Annotated in this window: 22 protein-coding genes; 19 read left to right on the top strand and 3 right to left on the bottom strand. The window is 34.5% G+C overall.

The features are described 5' to 3' along the window. Position 1: 1 nt before the first annotated feature. Positions 2-2,644: a DEAD/DEAH box helicase family protein gene (locus JM81_RS12575; RefSeq protein ID WP_144803915.1), complete on the bottom strand. Its 2,643-nt coding sequence runs from the start codon at positions 2,642-2,644 to the stop codon at positions 2-4. Positions 2,645-2,804: 160 nt separating this feature from the next. On the opposite strand from JM81_RS12575, the gene JM81_RS18445 reads away from it, so the two are divergent. The 14 genes from JM81_RS18445 to JM81_RS12505 all read left to right on the top strand — a co-directional run bounded on the left by JM81_RS18445 (position 2,805) and on the right by JM81_RS12505 (position 14,681). After that, complete coding sequence (locus JM81_RS18445; RefSeq protein WP_164674225.1) at positions 2,805-2,957, top strand: hypothetical protein; 153 nt, start codon at positions 2,805-2,807, stop codon at positions 2,955-2,957. 16 nt (positions 2,958-2,973) lie between these two features. Further along, positions 2,974-3,963, top strand: coding sequence for a porphobilinogen synthase (gene hemB, locus JM81_RS12570; protein WP_144803914.1), 990 nt, complete (start codon positions 2,974-2,976; stop codon positions 3,961-3,963). Position 3,964: 1 nt separating this feature from the next. Then, entirely contained in the window at positions 3,965-5,308 is a 1,344-nt protein-coding gene (locus tag JM81_RS12565) for a serine hydrolase domain-containing protein (protein WP_144803913.1), read from the top strand. Between the two features lie 37 nt (positions 5,309-5,345). Further along, positions 5,346-6,479: a CNNM domain-containing protein gene (locus tag JM81_RS12560; RefSeq protein WP_144803912.1), complete on the top strand. Its 1,134-nt coding sequence runs from the start codon at positions 5,346-5,348 to the stop codon at positions 6,477-6,479. A 6-nt stretch (positions 6,480-6,485) separates the two neighbouring features. Next, positions 6,486-6,962 carry a methylated-DNA--[protein]-cysteine S-methyltransferase gene (locus tag JM81_RS12555; protein ID WP_144803911.1) on the top strand — a complete coding sequence of 159 codons (477 nt, stop codon included), beginning with the start codon at positions 6,486-6,488 and terminating at the stop codon, positions 6,960-6,962. 433 nt (positions 6,963-7,395) lie between these two features. After that, on the top strand, positions 7,396-7,695 hold the full coding sequence (locus JM81_RS12550) for an HNH endonuclease (protein WP_144803908.1): 300 nt from the start codon (positions 7,396-7,398) through the stop codon (positions 7,693-7,695). A 61-nt stretch (positions 7,696-7,756) separates the two neighbouring features. Beyond that, positions 7,757-8,329, top strand: coding sequence for a hypothetical protein (locus JM81_RS12545; protein ID WP_144803906.1), 573 nt, complete (start codon positions 7,757-7,759; stop codon positions 8,327-8,329). 168 nt (positions 8,330-8,497) lie between these two features. Continuing rightward, the gene (locus JM81_RS12540; RefSeq protein ID WP_144803904.1) at positions 8,498-8,692 is read left to right on the top strand and encodes a hypothetical protein; all 195 of its coding nucleotides are present in this window, start codon (positions 8,498-8,500) and stop codon (positions 8,690-8,692) included. Between the two features lie 361 nt (positions 8,693-9,053). Then, complete coding sequence (locus JM81_RS12535; RefSeq protein ID WP_144803902.1) at positions 9,054-9,455, top strand: hypothetical protein; 402 nt, start codon at positions 9,054-9,056, stop codon at positions 9,453-9,455. 508 nt (positions 9,456-9,963) lie between these two features. After that, positions 9,964-10,452: a hypothetical protein gene (locus JM81_RS12530; RefSeq protein ID WP_144803900.1), complete on the top strand. Its 489-nt coding sequence runs from the start codon at positions 9,964-9,966 to the stop codon at positions 10,450-10,452. Between the two features lie 4 nt (positions 10,453-10,456). Continuing rightward, entirely contained in the window at positions 10,457-10,810 is a 354-nt protein-coding gene (locus tag JM81_RS12525) for a hypothetical protein (protein WP_144803898.1), read from the top strand. 231 nt (positions 10,811-11,041) lie between these two features. Beyond that, positions 11,042-12,232 carry an ABC-three component system protein gene (locus JM81_RS12515; RefSeq protein ID WP_144803894.1) on the top strand — a complete coding sequence of 397 codons (1,191 nt, stop codon included), beginning with the start codon at positions 11,042-11,044 and terminating at the stop codon, positions 12,230-12,232. Beyond that, on the top strand, positions 12,229-12,723 hold the full coding sequence (locus JM81_RS12510) for a three component ABC system middle component (RefSeq protein WP_144803892.1): 495 nt from the start codon (positions 12,229-12,231) through the stop codon (positions 12,721-12,723). Before JM81_RS12515 ends, JM81_RS12510 begins: the two co-directional genes overlap by 4 nt. A gap of 2 nt (positions 12,724-12,725) precedes the next feature. Next, entirely contained in the window at positions 12,726-14,681 is a 1,956-nt protein-coding gene (locus JM81_RS12505; protein ID WP_144803890.1) for a DUF3732 domain-containing protein, read from the top strand. 253 nt (positions 14,682-14,934) lie between these two features. Here JM81_RS12505 and JM81_RS12500 read toward each other — a convergent pair whose 3' ends face one another. Both JM81_RS12500 and JM81_RS12495 read right to left on the bottom strand, forming a co-directional pair. Next, on the bottom strand, positions 14,935-15,339 hold the full coding sequence (locus tag JM81_RS12500; protein WP_144803888.1) for a hypothetical protein: 405 nt from the start codon (positions 15,337-15,339) through the stop codon (positions 14,935-14,937). Continuing rightward, a complete protein-coding gene (locus JM81_RS12495; RefSeq protein ID WP_144803886.1) occupies positions 15,326-15,910 on the bottom strand; it encodes an RNA polymerase sigma factor in 585 nt (194 codons plus the stop codon). Before JM81_RS12495 ends, JM81_RS12500 begins: the two co-directional genes overlap by 14 nt. A 142-nt stretch (positions 15,911-16,052) precedes the next feature. Here JM81_RS12495 and JM81_RS12490 point away from each other — a divergent pair, with 142 nt between their 5' ends. The 5 genes from JM81_RS12490 (at position 16,053) to JM81_RS12470 (ending at position 19,608) form a co-directional block, all read left to right on the top strand. Further along, the gene (locus tag JM81_RS12490) at positions 16,053-16,388 is read left to right on the top strand and encodes a DUF6249 domain-containing protein (RefSeq protein WP_144803884.1); all 336 of its coding nucleotides are present in this window, start codon (positions 16,053-16,055) and stop codon (positions 16,386-16,388) included. 26 nt (positions 16,389-16,414) lie between these two features. Continuing rightward, complete coding sequence (locus tag JM81_RS12485) at positions 16,415-17,500, top strand: serine hydrolase domain-containing protein (protein ID WP_144803882.1); 1,086 nt, start codon at positions 16,415-16,417, stop codon at positions 17,498-17,500. 300 nt (positions 17,501-17,800) lie between these two features. After that, positions 17,801-18,103: a hypothetical protein gene (locus JM81_RS12480; RefSeq protein WP_144803880.1), complete on the top strand. Its 303-nt coding sequence runs from the start codon at positions 17,801-17,803 to the stop codon at positions 18,101-18,103. Between the two features lie 135 nt (positions 18,104-18,238). Further along, the gene (locus JM81_RS12475; protein WP_144803879.1) at positions 18,239-19,084 is read left to right on the top strand and encodes a DUF4886 domain-containing protein; all 846 of its coding nucleotides are present in this window, start codon (positions 18,239-18,241) and stop codon (positions 19,082-19,084) included. A 128-nt stretch (positions 19,085-19,212) separates the two neighbouring features. Continuing rightward, positions 19,213-19,608 (top strand): lipocalin family protein, encoded by a 396-nt coding sequence (locus JM81_RS12470; RefSeq protein WP_144803877.1) that lies wholly within the window; start codon positions 19,213-19,215, stop codon positions 19,606-19,608. The last annotated feature ends 313 nt before the right edge of the window (positions 19,609-19,921 follow it).

Raw genomic sequence — 19,921 nt, 5'->3', positions numbered from 1 at the left:
ACTATTTCCAGGTAATGGACTTTTTTGCCACTTCTTCAAATTGATATTTAAGATGCGAAAATCTGGCTTTTAAAAGCTCTTTACGCCCCTCAAGGGTTCTTGTGAACTTTATTTTTGACCGATCCACATAAGAATTCCAATATTTTTGAAAGACTAAGGCTTCCTTTTTGTTTTTTCCTATATCCATTGGTACAACATAATAGCTTCTAATTTTTAGTTTACGCTTCAACCAATTACTATTGACCAATAGATATCTAGGATTATCAATTGGTGCAATGATTTCCTCTAAAAGCGATACAAATACATTACTATCATGCTGGCTGGCATTTTTTAAATAAATGGAAAAAGCTCCTTTTATATGTTGTTCAGCATGTATTATGGCATTTTTTGACTCGAAATATGTTGTTTTATCATCTAACAAATAGGCCAACAAAGCCTTGCCAATTTTCTTTGTTTTCTTGTATTGATTGCCGAACAAAAAGTATAGTTTCAGCGCTTTAAATGTTTTTGGACCAAAACCAAGAATTAGGGCGGCACAAAATAAATAGATCACCTGTATAAGCCCTTTGCCTATTACGGCGCCCATATTTTTAATTAAAAATTCAGGGACAAATATAGAAACACCTAAGACGACCTCTAGCATGACATACTTCCCGGCATTTAAGGCATGTAATTTCTTTATTTTTGCAAAAGGTTGATCGCTAGCTGAAGGTATTTTCAGTTCTCTCACCAAAACATTTCCTTTTTCAATCGCTTGATGCCATCTACTTTTAAATTCAGATTTTTGCTGTGCCTGTTCAAGCATATCTGCGTTAATCCCTTCTAAATTGGTAGTTTCTGACCATTCTAAAGGCAATACCAATCGGTCTATTCCATTGGAAATATAGATTTCATCACGTAGAGAGACACCCGTAAAAGCTTCAAAACGTTGCTGCAGTTTTTCCATGTCCTTACCACCATCGGTGGCCGTTGGATCTAAACAGGCCAAGTGCCAAATAGTTCCGGTTTTATCAGGATTGTTGGCATCTACCCGAATAGCACGCCCTCGCATTTGATTGGAAGAAACAAAAGAACCTACATAAGAAGCCAAGATCAAGGTGTTTATACAAGGAGCATCCCACCCTTCACCAAGAAATGCCTTGGTTCCGATCAGGGTTTTTATCACTCCGTCTTCAAACAATTGTGTAATAGATTCCGCTATCTTGTTCTTACGTGCTTCGGGCACTTGAATAAATAGGTATCCTACAGACCCCTCAACAGGATGTACTTGTAATTTTTCAATAGTCAGAAGTTGTTTTAAATTGGGTAATGCATTTTCATGCACTATGACCATTGAACCGGTCAACACACCTAACTTTTCATCACCGGTCTGTTTGGCCAAAATGTATTTGAAAATGGGAACCACCCCAAGCTTGTTTAATGCTTTAGTATCACTTTCTTCAAAATCTAAAAACTCCTTTCGGATAAAATCCGTCAAAATTACCGTTCTCCCGGCATCACCAAGATTCGCATCCGTGCTTTTTACGATTTGGTAAATACTCTCCAGTTTGCTAGGGCTATTTGACAGATTTCGGTACAAGACCTCATCACCCACGAAATTGACCCGCTTATTCTCTAGTACTCCTATTCGCTTTAGTTCCTTTTCCAAAGGCATTAAAATTTCCTCAAAGGCCTTAAAAGTTTCGCGTTGATCCACCAACAGATTTTGCAACAATGCCTCACTCCATTCATACGTAAAACTAGGGAAGCTTACGTCATTAGTAGAAAAGCCAAGTATCTTTAAGTTCTGTTCATTTACCGCATAACCACAAGCATGCAGGTAAATAATAATTGAAGAGAAAAATCTAGGGTGTTGATAAATATAATCCAACGATTCTTTAGGGTTCACATAGAAATCTTGCGTAATCAACTTTTCTTGCAACCCCTTATTTGCAATAAGATTATTGGTGAAATTTAAGATCTGCTCCCTGTAGTTAACGATATACTTGATCTGGGCTTCTTCTGGTTTTGAGAAGTAGACAAAATCTTGATGCGGACAAAGATCTCCATTCTTTATAAGATCAGGCACGGCAATTTCATCATCTATAGGTCCGCATAAACTAAAATAACGGTTGATTTCAGTAGTAGAACTGTCGTATGGTGGTGTAGCGGTCAAGGAAACAACCGTTAACCCTTCAATTTCCTTAAGATGATACAGGCAATGCCACCATTCATTTTTAAGGTGATGCGCCTCATCTAAAACCAAGGTCTGTATACCATGAGATTTTATAAATTCCACCAACATTTCTTTCCCATTATTATCAAAAGATTTCGTTAGCGCATAAAGCGACTGATAGGTGGAAAAAGTAATGAAATCAGGTTGTTTAATATCAAGGGATGAAAACTTGAAATCCTGCTTTGCCGTAAAAAACTCCAATAACCTGGATCGCCATTGATTGCGTATGGTCAATGTTGGCGCCAACACCAAGGTGGGCTTACCTATACGGGTCAAAATTTCTAAGCCCAATATGGTTTTACCAGACCCAGGCGGTGCTATTACGTGTAAGTGCTCATCTTTAATATGCTCTTGAAAACCATCTAAAAATTGTTGTTGATAGGTTCTCCAGGTATATTTGAACTTTAAGAGGTCACGTATTTTCTGCATCCAAAGTCATTTAGCGACTAAGCCTATAAAAATAAGTAATTACGGCTGTAGCTATTCTTCAAATTCCCCTATTTTTGTAAAACTTCAAGAGATGTACGTTGTATTGCATACCCACTAAGAGATTAGGGGCAATAAAGCGTTTGAACATAAATATTCAGGTATGGCAAAAAAGGGCAAGGCTAAAAATACGTTGAACAAAGCAAAGCATGCCAAACTAATGGATAGAAAGAAGAACAAATTGAAAAAAGAGGCTGCCCTTAGAAAAGAACGGCTTAAAAGCATTATCAAAAAAAGTCAGGAATCCAAGAACTAGAAATAAATATAGAATTATGTATCCACATATACGCCCAAGAAGATTAAGAAGCTCAGAAGCTGTACGCAGTTTGGTAAGGGAAACCATAATAGCACCAAGCGATTTTTTAGTACCCTTATTTGTAGTAGAAGGTAAGGGAATCAAGGAAGAAATACCCTCTATGCCCAACTACTACCGTCTTAGTTTGGACAATTTGACCAAGGAGGTAAAAGAACTTTGGAACATGGGCTTGCATTCGGTGCTTCTTTTTGTGAAGGTGCCAGATAATTTAAAGGACAACAAGGGTTCTGAAGCCTTGAATGAAAACGGATTAATGCAATTGGCCATAAAAACAGTAAAAAACGCGTGTCCGGATATGTTGGTGATGACCGATGTTGCCCTTGACCCCTATTCTTCTTATGGTCATGACGGAATTGTTGCTGACGGAGAAATCTTGAACGACGAAAGTGTAGAGGTATTAACCGAAATGAGCGTATCTCACGCCAAGGCAGGAGCCGATTTTGTGGCACCTAGTGATATGATGGACGGTCGTATTATCAGTATTCGTGAGGCTTTGGAAGATGAGGGCTATTTAAACACCGGTATTATGGCCTACAGCGCAAAATATGCCAGTGCTTTTTACGGTCCGTTTAGAGATGCTTTGGATTCTGCTCCCGTAGACATCAAAAATGTGCCTAAGGATAAAAAGAGCTACCAAATGGATTATGCGAACCGATTTGAAGCCATTCGGGAAACCCAAATGGATATCGATGAAGGTGCGGATATCGTCATGGTAAAACCAGGATTGTGTTATTTGGATATTGTACGTGAAATAAAAAATGAAGTGGACGTTCCGGTTGCCGTGTATCAGGTTTCCGGTGAATATGCCATGGTCAAGGCCGCAGCTGAAAAAGGGTGGCTAGATCATGATGCCGTAATGATGGAACAACTGACCGCAATTAAAAGAGCAGGTGCGAATATTATGGCCAGTTACTTTGCCAAAGATGCCGTAAAACTCTTAGGGTAATATGCGCAACTATTTGTTTATACTTTTCGGTTTATTTTGTTTGATTGCGGTTGCCCAGAAGGGCGAAGAAAAACATTTGTTGCTTCCGGTAGGTTCTAGTTTACAAAAAGCTTCCTTGGCGACCTATGAATTGGATTCTATCGCTATTTACAGCAAAACAGACAGTATTATAACAAATGGTATAAAAAAAGAGGCCTTTCCGGGCGCTCAGATTTTGGTTGCTAAAGAAGGAAACATCATTTTTCATAACGCCTACGGATTCCATACCTACGATAGCATTCAACCTGTCGCCTTAGATGATGTATATGATTTGGCATCGGTCACCAAAATCTTGGGTCCCCTACCTGCCATCATGAAATTAGTGGAAGAAGGCAAGTTGAATTTGGATGTCCCTTTTAGCACCTATTGGAAACCCTGGAAAAGAAAGAAAGACAAAGCAACTATTACGCTTCGCGAAATTTTAGCGCATCAAGCAGGACTAGAACCTTACATTGTTTTCTTGAGCAAAACCTTAAAAAATAACGGTCGGTTTAAAAAAAGGTTCATCCGTAGGACTCCTAATAAACGATTTAGCAACAAAGCTTTTGACGGGATCTATGTCAAAAACAGGTTCCATAGAAAAATGTACCGCATGATTAATCGCTCGGACGTTTCTAGCGAAAAAAAATACAAATACTCCGGGTTGTCCTTCCTCATTTTTCCGGAGTTGATTACGCAATTAACAGGCACGCCCTATGCCGAGTATATGCAGGAGAATTTTTATAAACCACTTGGTATGAAAACCTTCGGTTTTCTCCCAAGTACCAAAAATTTCAGCAATAACATTGTTCCTACGGAGTTAGACACTATCTATAGACATACCTTGACCCAAGGCTGGGTACATGATGAAAATGCATCGTTATTAGGTGGCATTTCCGGTAATGCCGGCTTATTCGGTACCGCGCAAGATTTGGCGATTATCATGCAAATGTATGTACAGGGCGGACTTTTCAATGGTAAACGATATCTACAGGAGAATACCGTAAAAGAATTTACACGGGTTCAATATCCAGAAAATGATAATAGAAGAGGCTTGGGTTTTGACAAACCTTATTTGGACAATGATCAGTTTACCTTGGCCAATGCCTACCCGGCACCCCAGGTAAGTGCATCTAGTTTTGGTCATAGTGGCTTTACCGGCACCTTTGTTTGGGCAGATCCAGAACATCAATTGGTGTATATCTTTCTATCCAACAGGGTATATCCCACCCGTGAAAATCGCAATATTTACGACCTAAACATAAGACCTGCCATTCAACAAGTATTTTATAAGGCATTTGATAACGTTTTACAGCACACACCTTAGTATATTTATTGATATATTAGAGGTTTAAAACAACCGTATGGGACTATTAATTTTCTACGCATTAATTTCAATTTTCTTTTCCTTTCTATGTTCAATATTAGAAGCGGTATTACTGAGCATAACGCCCACGTTTATTAACGTTAAGCTTAAGGAAGGTAAAAGCTATGCCAAAACCTTGGAAGAGCTAAAGAAGGATGTTGACCAGCCTTTGATCGCCATACTTACCATTAACACCATTGCACATACGGTAGGTGCCATTTTGGTGGGGGTACAGGCAAAAGCAGCCTATGCGGAAATATACGGCAACCAAAGCAGGTCTCTTTTTGGTATGGAATTTACAGAAGACCTTATGGTAGGGATCGTATCTACCATAATGACCATCTTAATTTTAGTGGCATCGGAAATTATCCCGAAGACCATAGGGGCCACCTATTGGAAACAATTGGCTAATTTTTCTGCCAAGACCTTGAAAATTATGGTCGTAGGCCTACAATATACCGGTCTGTTATGGCTGTTACGCCTATTTACCAAAATGGTGGGTGGCGGCAAACACCACGGCAGCGTTTTAAGTCGAGAAGACTTTCATGCCATGACAGATATGGCCCATAAGGAGGGTGTATTTGAAAAATCGGAATCTACGATTATTAAAAATTTACTCCGTTTTGAGGATATTCATGTAAAGGATATCATGACCCCTAGGGCGGTAATGAAAATAGCATCCGAAGAGAAGACCATTGCAGATTTTTTCAAGGACAACCAGAAACTACGGTTTTCCCGAATTCCGGTCTTTACGGATAAAATGGATAATATTACCGGTTTTGTCCTCAAGGATAACATTTTGGAGGAAATGATCAACCAGAATGGCGATATTCCGCTAAAGGAAATAAAACGTGAGATTCTGGTGACCCGTAGAAGCACTCCCATCCCTACGTTGTTCGAAACCCTGATTGAAAAACGCGAGGCTATTGCCCTGGTCGTAGATGAATATGGATCGGTCAGCGGACTAGTAACCATGGAAGACCTAATTGAGACCTTGTTAGGACTGGAAATTATGGATGAGAGCGATAATATAGCCGATTTACAGGCATTGGCCCGTAAGAATTGGGAAGTACGCGCTAAGGAATCCGGAGTGATAGAAAAACCGGCAGAGCCCAGTCCCGATAAAGAATAACAACCCATGGAGGATACCGCATTCATAAAGACTCCGCTAGGTATTGCCAAAATAGTTGGTGATGCCGATGGAATATCCTCTATTGTCATCTTAAATACCGAAGAACCCCTTACCGATATTATCCCAGAATCATTGGAGGATGCCGTATACCAGCTCAACGAATATTTTGAAGGTAGCCGCACGGAGTTTTCCTTAAAACTGAATCCGCAAGGCACGGAATTTCAGAAAAAAGTGTGGGCTACCCTAGAAACTATACCCTATGGGAGAACCCTATCTTACCTGCAGCTCTCCAAACAGTTGGGCGATGCCAAGGCCATACGGGCGGTAGGTTCGGCCAATGGTAGAAATCCGTTATGGATCGTGGTGCCCTGCCATAGGGTCATAGGTAGTGATGGCGCCCTTACGGGATATGCCGGCGGTCTACACAGAAAAAAATGGCTTTTGGAGCATGAAAGTCCGCACAAACAACAAAGTTTGTTTTAAAACCCCTTTTGTTTACCTGCTTAAAAACAGACCGCTTGGTCGGTTAACGACCCTAGATCATCTCTAAATGAAGGAATTCATGCATTAGGTCGATATTCCAGTAACGCCTATCCTATCATTTCACATGGTCTATTTACATTTTTCAACACAAAACCGACTAGTTAGTTGGTTCGTGATTTTTAAGACCACTTTCCTAACTTTTCCTTAGGAACCTGTTATTTAGGAGCCGATTATAGATTTCTGTAATGGAAAATACGCAAATAATTGTAGGTTTATTCTTGAATAGGATACTAGTGATTAGAAAAATAAAATATTACACATATTCATCGCTATTAGGGTATATGTGTAAAAGTGCACGTATATGCTTGTTGGCTTTAATACTGGAGGACATTATAAAAAAGCCAATTTTCCGTTCGAAAAAAATAACTTTTGAATGAGTTCTGAAATTTTATTATTAATAATTCTTGGAATTGGTGGTTGGCTATTTAAGCAATGGAGATTTGACATCAAAAGAAAACGTCGTCGAGATTATTATAGAAACGTTTATTTAAAATCAGACGATTGGAAAAGAAAAAGATATATAGTTCTCAAAAGAGATAATTGGAAATGTGTTTATTGTGGAAAACGAGCGACACAAGTTCACCATAAAAGATATGCAAAAAAGAATATCGGAAAGGAACCAATAAAATGGTTAGTTTCTATTTGTAAGCCTTGTCACGATAAAAAGCACTAAAATTAAAAGATAGCGGAATTGGAACTGAAAAAGCCAACACCGTTATAAAACACTTAAAAAATTGAAACGATTACTATATTTAATATCACTAATTGTAATTTCCTGCTCGAGCACATCTAAATTGCCAAGACCTGAAATACAATCTGAAATTCCAGCCTCCAAATTGAATTCAAATGGAATTGCCGCCATTAATTCAACTTATAAAAAATCATATTTTAGGCTCTTACCTTACTTGTTTTTTAATGAAAGTGGCACTTTTAATGAAATCCAAGGCGATTTTTATAATGTGAAATTCAATGTTAATTCTAATTTAAATATAATGCCAGGATTCTGGCAAGATTACGGTACTTACCATAATTCTTTAATAGTTCTAATAGCCATGAGTGGGTCATCAACGTTACCAATAAAAGATATACCTATTTCTGTTGAATCAAGTAAACATGGAGTTTTTGAAAAGAAGAAATTGATAGGAAATAGTCATATTAATAAATCACAACAACGAGTTCTATTTGTAAAAAAACTTGAATTGGAAAATCGATTTGATGTTTTGAATAAAATTAATGATGACGTAATAACTGTCAATATTGGCGGACAGATTTATACATTCTTAAACCCTGAATTTACACTGGATTAAAACGTTTTACAACAATCCCTAAAAATAATGCGGACTTTAAGGCAAGATCACAAGGTCTGTATATACCTGCCTCGCGGGCAGGCAGGCGGAAACCAAAAGCTTCCTTGCCTCCGCACTACGCTTGGCCGGTACGCTGAAAGCAAAACAGAATGAAAAAAATGATGATTTATGCCGGTAACAGATAAGATGAAAGACCTGGTTAAGCAAAGCACAAAATCAAATTTATCTGTAGAAAAAGGGGAAGTTGGACTAAGTGATTACAAAGATTCGGTAACTAAAGATAAGAATCTCTATGAGCAAGAATATCAACTGAATTGGTTAGAAATTGAAAATGAGCCGGCAGATGACACGGTGTATAAGTAATAGCGGCTTACATCTCAAAATAAAAGTAAAAACACACAACAAACACCATTGCAATTCAGGACATCATTTAATTGAAAAATTACTACTGCTAACAAAGTATATTAAAATAGCGCAATTTGTAGTTAACACCACGGTTTGGGCATTTTTTGAAAGTTGCCAAATTTTAAATTTGGCTATATTTATAAAGAAAGATTTATTTGTACAAGGTAGTTCAGGTTATGTAATATGGGAAAAGGAAGTAAGACTTGTAAAAACGGACCAATATGGTTTCCTAAAAAGTGAATGGGTCTTTCAATAAATCAAAAGGCAGATGCCCAATTACCTTCATATTCCAATAAAAAAAATTTAAAAAAGTGTTCTAATGATAAAAAAAGTTTTTTCGCTAATAGTAGCATTATTAGTGCTAAATGGATGTAGCAATAATAGTGATGATATAATGGAAGAAGATACACTTGAAAGTGTACAAATTGAAATATTATTTTTTGAATTCATTCCTGACACAGGAAATAATTCTCAAAGATTACATTATGAGATAAATTTCATAAACCCAAACGATAAATCAATAAAAGGATATCATACTATAACTACAAATGCTGATGGACTTGTTACTTCCCAGATTTCCTCTAACCTTTCGCCTTGTTATGAAATTAGTCCAAATTCAGCATGTACTCTAAGTTTTGACCAGGAAGAATCATATGATACAGGTCTTGCTACTGTAAATTCAATTGAATTAATTTCAGTAGAATACGATATTGAAAAATAGTAAAATAGGAAACAAACTATAACAATGGTAACCGTTTACAAGCCATTGATTAGAAATAAATACGACCGATATAAGCCTCTTCAAGGGGCTTTTTTTATAGCCTGTTAGTAGTTGACCGTCAATATTCGCCAGTGCGAATGCGATGTATGTATCTCCCACAGTCCCATGAACTGGGTCAAGGTTCCCAAAAAGGGCGCTACCGTGCTCTGCCGCTTACCCTGCATACAACACGCCTGTGGGCACTCCACTCTAGTGATGTTACCAAAATATTCCGCCAGAACAGACTAAGTACCTAGTTTGCTAATTTTAAAACCACTTTTTTAACTTTTCCTATGAAACCTGTTAAATGTGAGACGATTATAGATTTCCGTAATTGAAAATACGCAAATATTTGTAGGTTTATTCTTGACCAGGATATCAGAGGATAGAAATTAAGCTATTATCTATATTCCTTAATATTAGAGTATATGTGTAATAGTGCACATATACGATTGTTAGCTGCAAGCAAATGGAAGATTCAAAGACAACCAAAATATTAGAAGAGATTCGAGACCTTCTTCAGAAAAATGAAGCAAGAGTTTCTACTGATGAATTGACTTCTGAATCGGAACAATTAATAAAGAAAGCGGAAAAAGAAGGAGATGAAGCTGCAACAAAAATTCAATCGAGTTTTGACCGCATACACGACAAGCTGTTTAGTGTAAATAGTATTTTAATTGCTGCTTTTGTCGGTTTTGGTAAGTTCCCATCTGAAAACCCAATTTTCAATATTTGGATAGCTCTTTTACCTCTTCTGAATATTTTCTACCTGATATTTCTCGAACAAAGACAGATGGAAGTTTACAGACATGCATCTCAACGTATGAATTGGAACCTCTCGACAGATGTAGAGAAGTATGGTAAGATGATTAACAAACAAAACCTAAGGTCTTTACTTGCAATTTTGACGACTTTAGGATTGTCAATATACTTAGCAGTAAAAATCATCATCTACTAACAAAATGGGAATTCTGAGTAAAATATTCAAAAGCAATAGACCTGATAATCTTTCAAAAGTTGACTATTGGAAAAAGTGGGAGTTCTTTGAATTACTTGAAGATTTGCATGCAGCAGAAAAAATACTAGCTGAATATAAAGGCGGATACTCAGGAGAGTTTTTGTCCGCTGAAGAATTTCATGAAGCTCTTATAGAAGCTATTGATGATATTGAATTTGGCAACCAGACGGACTTATCACGTTTCTGGTTATGGTTTGCTCCAACTTGCGCTTGGGATGATTTTGTTGGAGAAGAAGGAATTGAATTAGGAAATAGAATTTTTGAACGAGTAGACAAATGGAAAAAAGCCAGCAGCTAACACGGTATATAGCAAATAGGGCGTTCATTGGTTACGAAAGTTCACTGCTATTTACCAATACCGACAAATCGTTGATTTGGCTTTTAAGAATGAACAAATTAAAAACAAAATACAACGTTTTGGCTCAGTGCAAACTTGAAAGTTTATTGCTTTCTACTGCCCTACTTGCCATATACTAAACGTTGTACACAATGCACAGAAAACTCAGGTAACTGAACAAAATTTAAATTTATGACATCAACATTTACTGACTTTTCTGCGAAAGAACCATCACTAGGCTACTTTTATCAAATCAAATATGCTTTATTAATTTTATTAACACACTCGAAGGAACTTGATAATCCAAAAGTTAGAATTGAAAACTTGGATGATATTGAAATTGAGGATATTAATACTTTACAGCTCTTACAAACTAAATTACATATTAAGAATAAAGCAAATCTTACAGATGCAAGCGTAGATTTTTGGAAAACTATTCGAATATGGTCTGAGTACATAAATAATGGAACGATAGATTTGGACTCAACAATTTTCAATCTAATAACAACAGAAGAGATTCCAGAAACAAGTGTACTTCATAAGTTCAAAAAAAACATAACTTTAGATAGTGAGGTTTTAGAAGTTATTAGTGCTCTAGATAAAATAGCAATTGAGTCCACAAATAAAACTAATGAAAAGGCTTACTTGGCTTATCAAAACCTATCCATAGAAAATAAAAAAAATCTAATTAAGCGTATTCGTATTTTAGATAATTCAATTGGCATTACTGAAATTAATGATAAAATCAAAAAGGAGTTGATTTTTTCTACTTATCCAAATACTATAGATGCATTTCTTGAAATTTTAGAAGGTTGGTGGTTTAGGAAATCCATTGATAATTTGACTTTAAATATTGATTCTATTAGTTCAAGTGAATTACAACTTAAAATAGCAAATATTAGTGATTCTTTTCAAGCAGACAACCTACCTAATCACTTTCCTGTTCAGTTAGAAATAACTGATGAAGACGTAGAAAATTTGAAAGAAAGAAACTTTTTAAAACAACTAGAATTAATTAAAATAAAATCTAATTCAAAAATATTAAAACTCGCAATAAGTGATTTTAGAAGAGCATTCGAACAACGCTCAAAATGGTTACGACTTCATCTATTAAATCCAGACGAAGAAGAAGAATATGATTTAAAATTACACGATTATTGGAAAAACATATTTGACATTATGAGTGACGAAGCAGAAGATAAATCCTTAGATGAACTAACAGATTTAGGAAAAGGTTTCTATTTGGAACAGTTTGCGAAAACTTGTCCTCAAATTAAAATAAGAGAAAAATTTAATCAAGATTATTTAACTAGAGGAAGTTACCAAATACTTGCTGACTCTAAAAAAATAGGTTGGCATCCAAACTTTAAAGACGAAATATGAACATAAGTTGGACAGAGAGAAACACTATAGTTGCAAATCTATTTAATCCTGCTTTTTGTGGAGAAATAATTAGGGTTTGTGCTAAAGAATATAATAAACATACGAACACAAAATTTCCTTATGCATATGCGTTCATAATTTTGCCAATAGTTTTACACAAAGCAACTAGAGAACGTATGCCAAGGTCAGTCAGAACATATTTCTTTGTTTGGGTTGAGAAAAATGATGATTTATTTTTTGATTTTTCAAAACGCACAAAAAGTATGGTCAAATATACCAAAGAAGCTTTGTCTTTTCTTTTAGCTCATAACAAAATAGAGTTCAATGATAATGCTGAAATCGTTGCAAGTGATGAAAGAGTTAAAAAAATAAATAAAGAAGATTATCAAGAATATAATGAAATATTAAAAAAAGCAGAGATGCTTGGAAAGTGGCTATCTTCAACTAGTGATGTTAAGTCAATTTATTCATTTTTAAGAATCACGCCGTAAATATGCAAATACAGAAAATTATACTATATAGTCTTAGTGGAGAAAAACGAGTTTTACCGTTCGAAATTGGTAAAGTCAACATAATAACGGGAGAATCGAAATCGGGAAAATCTGCATTGATTGAAATAATCAATTATTGTTTAGCTTCAAGCGGTTGCGATATCCCAGAAGGAATAATACGTGATACTGTTTCATATTTTAGTATTCTAGTAAAATTTAAAGATTCAGAGACTGCTTTTATTGCACGTGAAAACCCTAACGTAAAGGGTGTTCAAGCATCCACAACAGTTTGTTTAATTAGGAATTTAGGGGATAACTTACCTGAATTAGATGAGTTAAACTCTAATTTAAACATTGACTCTCTAAAAGAGTTTTTGACTCGAAAAATTGGTGTTTCGGAAAATGTTCACGTTCCTGATTCATTAACTAGAGAACCGTTAAAGGCTAATTTCAAACATTCACGTTTTTATTGTTACCAACCTCAATATTTGGTAGCTGACCCATATCAATTATTTTACAATCAGAATAAAGAATTTGTTCCCCAATCTATAAAAGATACTCTTCCTTATTTTTTAGGAGCAGTAAATGAAAATTCTCTAGCTATAGAAAGCGAAATAACACAACTTAAAAAACTATTAAATAGGTTATTAAGAGAAAAACGAGAGTCAGAGAAAATAAAATCGGAAGGAATTAGTCAAGCCTTTTCTCTTATTGATGAAGCAAAGGAAATTGGCATATTAGAAAAATCAGTCAACCCACAGAACCAAAAGGATGCTTATTCATTTTTAGAATATGTGTCAAAGTGGGAATATCAACCATTGGAGGTTAAAGCGGAAAACTCAGCACTAAAAGAACTAATTGACAAAAGAAGTGAGTTAAAAACTGAATTAAGTAAAATATCAGACAATAAAAAGGCAGCGACAGACTATCTAAAAAACTCATTTGGTTACTCATCAGAAGCAAAACAACAGGAAGTACGACTAGAATCAATTAATCTATATAACGATTCTAATCAGGATAAATCATTATGTCCATTGTGCGAAAATGATTTGACCAATCCAATACCTTCAATAGATAACATAAATAAGTCCTTAGCAAATATTAGAGAAGACCTAAAGTTTACCAAAGCTGAAAGCCCTAGGATACAATCTTATATTGACTCTGTAGAAACGCAATATCATTCATTAGAAACTGATTTGAAAAGGGTTGAAAAGAGTATTTCGGCACTCTATGTCCAAAATGAAAAGGCGAGAACCGTAAGAGACCTAAATTTACGAAGAGGAAAGATAATTGGTCGCGTCAGTTTATTTTTAGAAAGTGTTGTTGTCGAACAAGAAACTGAAAGTATTGATTCTAAAATTGAAAATTTAAAAACTAGAATTACTAACCTCGAAAAAGAAGTTGATAGCGATAACGAAAAAGAAATGTTATTGTCAATATTAAATAAAATCAATCTTCAAATGAGTAAATGGGTAGAAGGTTTAGATGTTGAATATGAGGATAATCCAATCAGGTTTGATATCAATCGGTTAACTATGTTTATTGATTCTGAAACTAAGCCAATTGCTTTGCCACAAATTGGTAGTGGTGCTAATTGGGTTGCATATCATTTGCTTATTGTATTTGCACTTCATAAACATTTCATTCAAAACGACAGACCTGTTCCAAATTTTATAATTATTGACCAACCAACCCAAGTTTATTATCCACCAGAAAAGAGTGATAATGTCGTTGAAGTAAGTGCAGATGAGATAGCAGTAAATAAGATGTTTGATTTTATGTTTAATGTGGTAGAATCATTGACACCAAATTTACAAGTCATAATTACAGACCACGCTTATCTTAACAATGACAGATTTAGAAATTCGGTTACTGAAATTTGGAGAGATGGATTGAAATTAATTCCGAACGATTGGCTACCAAAGGAAGGAACAAGCACTGTGTACAACAATGTATAAAAATAATAGCGGTTTAATCGCCAAAACGAAAGTAAGTAAATATAAAAAAGGTCTGTGTTTAACTAAAAAGTAAGTGCGTGAAAATCCGCTACTATTCTTATACTAGACCGATGATGTTGCATTCTCCTACGTCGACCCTATGTGCTACATCTCGTTTTTCCAACGCTACTACTCGCCCACTGCTTTCGCAGATGTCGTACATAGCGCTGTGTTACCATTCATTACTTAAAAACTAAAAAATTCATTTTCTAAATTAGAACATTTTCTTATTATCAAAGTATTTTTTTAAGAATGTGATTTGAACTAAAAACATTAAAATTGCTGCGAATATTATATAAGTTGTCTCTTTTGAAACACTTAAAAATGAAATTGATAACTTACTATAAGCCTTGGTGAAATTTAAATGATTAGCCCAACTATCTGTTGATGCTTCACCATTAATAAAAGCGTACATAAACAAGAGAATAACACTTACAAAAATGATAAAGAAAACCGATTTAGGAATCAATGGTTTGTACAAATAAGCTTCATTAGTTTTAGTTTTAAAAACTTTAGACATTACATTTGCTGTAAAATCAAAAGAAGGGGATTCCACTGGAGAATCTTTCATCATCTTATCTACTAATTTTTCTAAAAGTTTATCGTTATTTTCTTTCATAAGATGCAAGTATTTCGGGTTCTAATTGCCTTTTTAAGATTGAAGCCAGTTTTTTTCGGCTTCTAAATAGTTTTATTTTAACATTATTAGCACTACAATCCAAAATCTTAGCAATTTCTTCTGTAGACTGGTCATCAAAATAATATAAGGTTAATAAAAATGCTTCTTTACTGGGTAAAAGAAACAAGCACTCTTGTATTTTTTGATTTCTTTCTTTCTCATCAATATTGTTTAGAACATCTTCCATTACATGTACTTGATGCTTATTAAAATCTTCTATATAAATAGTTGAGTTTATTTCTTTACATTTTTTTAATTTATCCAAACAGGTATTATAAGTTATCTTATAAATCCAAGTTGAAAATTTAGCGTCTCCTTTAAACTTATGCAATGAACGATAAATTTTTACAAAAGTATCTTGTGAAGCCTCTTCTGCTTCTTCTTTACTTTTTAATATTTTATAGGATAGTGTAAAGACTAAGTCCTTGTATTGATTTACCAACACAGAAAATTCATTTGTATTTCCTTCTAATATTAGATTAATATGATGTTGGTCGTTTATAAAACCCATATAACTGATAAGACGACAATAAACCGCAAATGGTTACATATTACTGTTAAAAAAAATTATTAATAATGTGTAACCAAAATGAAACTATAGCCGTCATAGCTAATGAACGCCTTAATTATTAATCAATTTAAATATAAAAATTATGGACATTAGTATTTTAATTCCAATAAGTTTGTTTTTAGCAATTTTCGGTATCGTTTACCTTTATTTATCTACTAGAAACAAAGAACGTCTAGCGCTTATTGAAAAAGGAGCAGACGCAAGTATTTTTGGCAAGAACAGTAATTCTTTTCAGAAAATAATTCTTTTAAATCTAGCACTTTTGTTAATGGGGATTGGCATTGGCGTTTTTATTGCACTGCTGTTATCTATTTACACAACATTTGATAAAGGTGCCATTTATCCTGCAATGATATTTTTAATGGCAGGTGTATCATTATTTGTAGGTTATAAAATGACCGAAAATCTAGATAAATAATTAAGCAATCAATCAAGAACTATAAAATGAAAGGTATACATTATAAATTAACCCATCTGTATGTAACTTTTTTTATCATTTTTAGCAATTTGGCATATCCAGTTGCTGCACAAGATCTTGAATCTAAAATAGACAGTTTACTTCTACATGTATTCAATGATAAAAATGGACCAGGTGGTGAATTTTTAGTTGCAAAAGGAGGAAAACCTATTTATCAAAAATCACTAGGAAAAGCCAATCTAGAACTAGATATCAATTTAACTTCTGAAAATGTATTTCAAATTGGCTCCATGACAAAACAATTTACGGCTATTTCAATTCTAATATTAGAAGAAAAAGGCAAATTAAATGTGAATGACCCAGTTTCTAAATACGTTTCAGATTATCCTATGGGGAGCAAAATCACCTTGCATCATTTATTAACACATACTTCTGGAATTAAGAGTTTTACAAAAATGAAATCTCTTTGGGATATTGCAAAAAAAGAAATGACACCAAAAATGATGGTTGATTTTTTTAAAAATGAACCTGTAGAATTTTTACCCGGCGAAAAGTTTGCCTACAATAATTCGGGATATGTGCTTTTGGGATATATAATAGAAATTGTTTCCGGAGAAAGCTATGAAGATTTTATCCAAAAAAATATTTTTGATATAGCTGGCATGACTACATCTTATTATAGTAGTGATAGAAAAATTATACCCAAAAGAGCTTATGGTTATCATAAGAAAAAAAATGGATATGTAAATAAAACTCAAATAAGTTATAGTATTCCGTTTTCTTCCGGCTCAATAATGTCAACAGTAAATGATATGTTGAAATGGCAAAATGCATTAAACAAAAATCTTTTGATAAATTCAAAAACATCAGAAAAAGCGTTCACCAAATACAAATTAAATAATGACGAAGAATTCAATTATGGTTATGGTTGGCATTTAAAAGAAATGCATAACAACCAAACAAGACAACATGGAGGAAGTATTTTTGGTTATAAATCAATGGGAGTTTATATTCCAAGTAAGGATATTTATGTTATTGGTTTAAGTAATTGTGATTGCAATTCACCAACCCAAGTAATTAAAGATATTGCATTGTTAACTTTAAAGAATTAAAAAAGTGATTGATTTAAAAAAACACCTAGGCTAATGCAATTTTCTTTGTCTGGTTGAAAGAACGAAATAGCTAAATGGAAAAATTAAAATCTTACATTGACTTCTAACTAAATTGAAATTTGACAAACTAATCTAAGCTAGAAAAAAACGAAGTGGTTAATAACGTGTATAAACAATTGCTTGGTTCTGATATACTTGGAAATTTCCTTCAGAATTTTCAATGGCTCGTAAATGTTTTCTAAATTAGTTACTTAACCACGCCAATATTCATATACAAAACCATTAACGGCATTTAGAAATATGAAAATTTCTGCACATAGAATTCCAGAAAATCATGAATATGTTGCTTTACCTCCAGGATTTTGGTGGAATGAATATTCTGATTTTTGCCCTGACATTTATTACCATTCCATAATAGGTAAATGGAGTGATGTTAGAGAGAAATATTACGATCGAGGAAAACATGACAAAATTTATGAAGAAAACATCTTTGACAATTTAGAAGAAGCTGAAAAAGCTGGAATTGAAATGCAACATAATTATTGGAAAAAATTAGATGTTCAATACCCACATCGTGCACCTCATGGTCATGGAGATTATTAAACAGTAAAAAGCCTTATTGATGAAATTAGAGAATTGAAAAAAAGCAGCGAATAAAGTATAAAATAGCAAGTCAGCCTATTCGGCTGTTTTGAGCTCATATGTTTACTTTACCAGCAATCTATATTACCCTCATTCATGAAAAACCTCCTACTGTTTTTAATCCTACTAAGCGCACTTAGCTGTACATCCAAGCAAAAAGATTCGGCAGAAGCAATACACGTATTATTCATTGGCAACAGCTTAACCTATTTCCATGATATGCCACAGACCGTGCAAAAAATGCTGAATGAAACCAACCCCAATATTAAAATTGAGCAAAGCACGTTTCCCGGGCTCCCATTACGTAGCCATTTAACTGACATCATTACAGCAAGAACGGAAAACGGCATTAGCACACGAAAAAAAGAGGAAGGCGAGAAAACAGCAACGGAATTGAAGATTGCGGAGAAAAAATGGGATATCGTTATTTTACAAACAGGCACCGTAAGTGTTTTAATCCCGGAAAACAGGGAATTTAGAACCAACAAGGCCATTTCCGAGATTAAAAAGTTAGTTTCCAATCCTAATTGCAAGTTTATACTTTTCAACACGTGGCCTTCTAAAAATGAATATCCGGAACAATACTGCTATGCATCCCGCTCAATTGACCCATCCATAGAAAAAGAAAAATGCTGTTCCCCCGTTCTTGAGAGTTTGGAGCACGAGATTACGGAAATCAACAAAGCGTATGATTGGCTTGCCAAAGAAAACGACCTCATAAAATCTAACCACAGTAGCAAAGTATTTAAAGTTAGGACCTCCTTTCCTGAAATTGAACTTTATGAGGATGACATCCACCCAAATACCAATGGTGCATTTTTAAACGCCTGTATATTTTACCAAATGCTGACAGATAAAAAAGCATCGGATGTGGTGTACAATGGAGATATCGATTCAAAAACAGCAAAATTATTGAAAGAAATTGCGGATGAAATCCCCTAGTAACATCGCACAAAAATAATAGGGTTTAATTTAAAAGGCCGCATAAGACCTTTCAAAAATTTTTGTAACTTACTGTTAAACAGCGCCAAATGTATGAAAATACGTTTTGGACCTAAATAGCAATAATTATGAAAACTACCGCTAGATACATAATGGGCTTGTTTTTGATAACCGTACTTTTTTCGTGTAAAAGCAACAAAGTGGCGCTGGAGCATTTAGAAGGGTCTTGGTTATTATCCGATGAACATAACGAGCAACTATTGGAATATAGAAGAATTGAAAATGCAAATATGGACTATGGATCCATCTTGACCATATCAAATGACAGTACCATAACCGATTCTTATGTTCTAAAATGTCTTAACGGTAAAAATATGTCAAAGTTTTACTCGCAAGGAACATGGAAAATCAATGAAAAATCCATGCAGCTTTCAAGTACGGTACCCATTGATCTACAAGGCCAAAATTTTAAAATTGTCGCACTAGATACCGATAAGTTTATTTTGAGCAAAATTAAAAATTGAACATAGCCTTTACCGATCAAACGTATAATCCGATTGCTGCACTCTCTCCTGCTAATAGGTCAATAAAAATTAAACCAATAGGTTTTTAACCCTGCAATTTTTATAACACTACGGAATCATAACCTTGCTTTGAGCAGTTATTTACATGGATTATCAACTATTCAATTCATAAAAAACTCGCCTTCTTTTATTCAGGACTACTCCATTTTATTTTGTTTGATTACATTGCTGGGAATATATGTGTTTACGAACTAATTACCGTGCCTATCTAAAATTGACGTTTATATGCGCCAGCTTTATTTTAAACTATGGT

The sequence above is a fragment of the Maribacter sp. MAR_2009_72 genome (assembly GCF_007827235.1).
Classification (GTDB): domain Bacteria; phylum Bacteroidota; class Bacteroidia; order Flavobacteriales; family Flavobacteriaceae; genus Maribacter; species Maribacter sedimenticola.
This window is presented reverse-complemented; position numbering and strand designations above follow the sequence as displayed.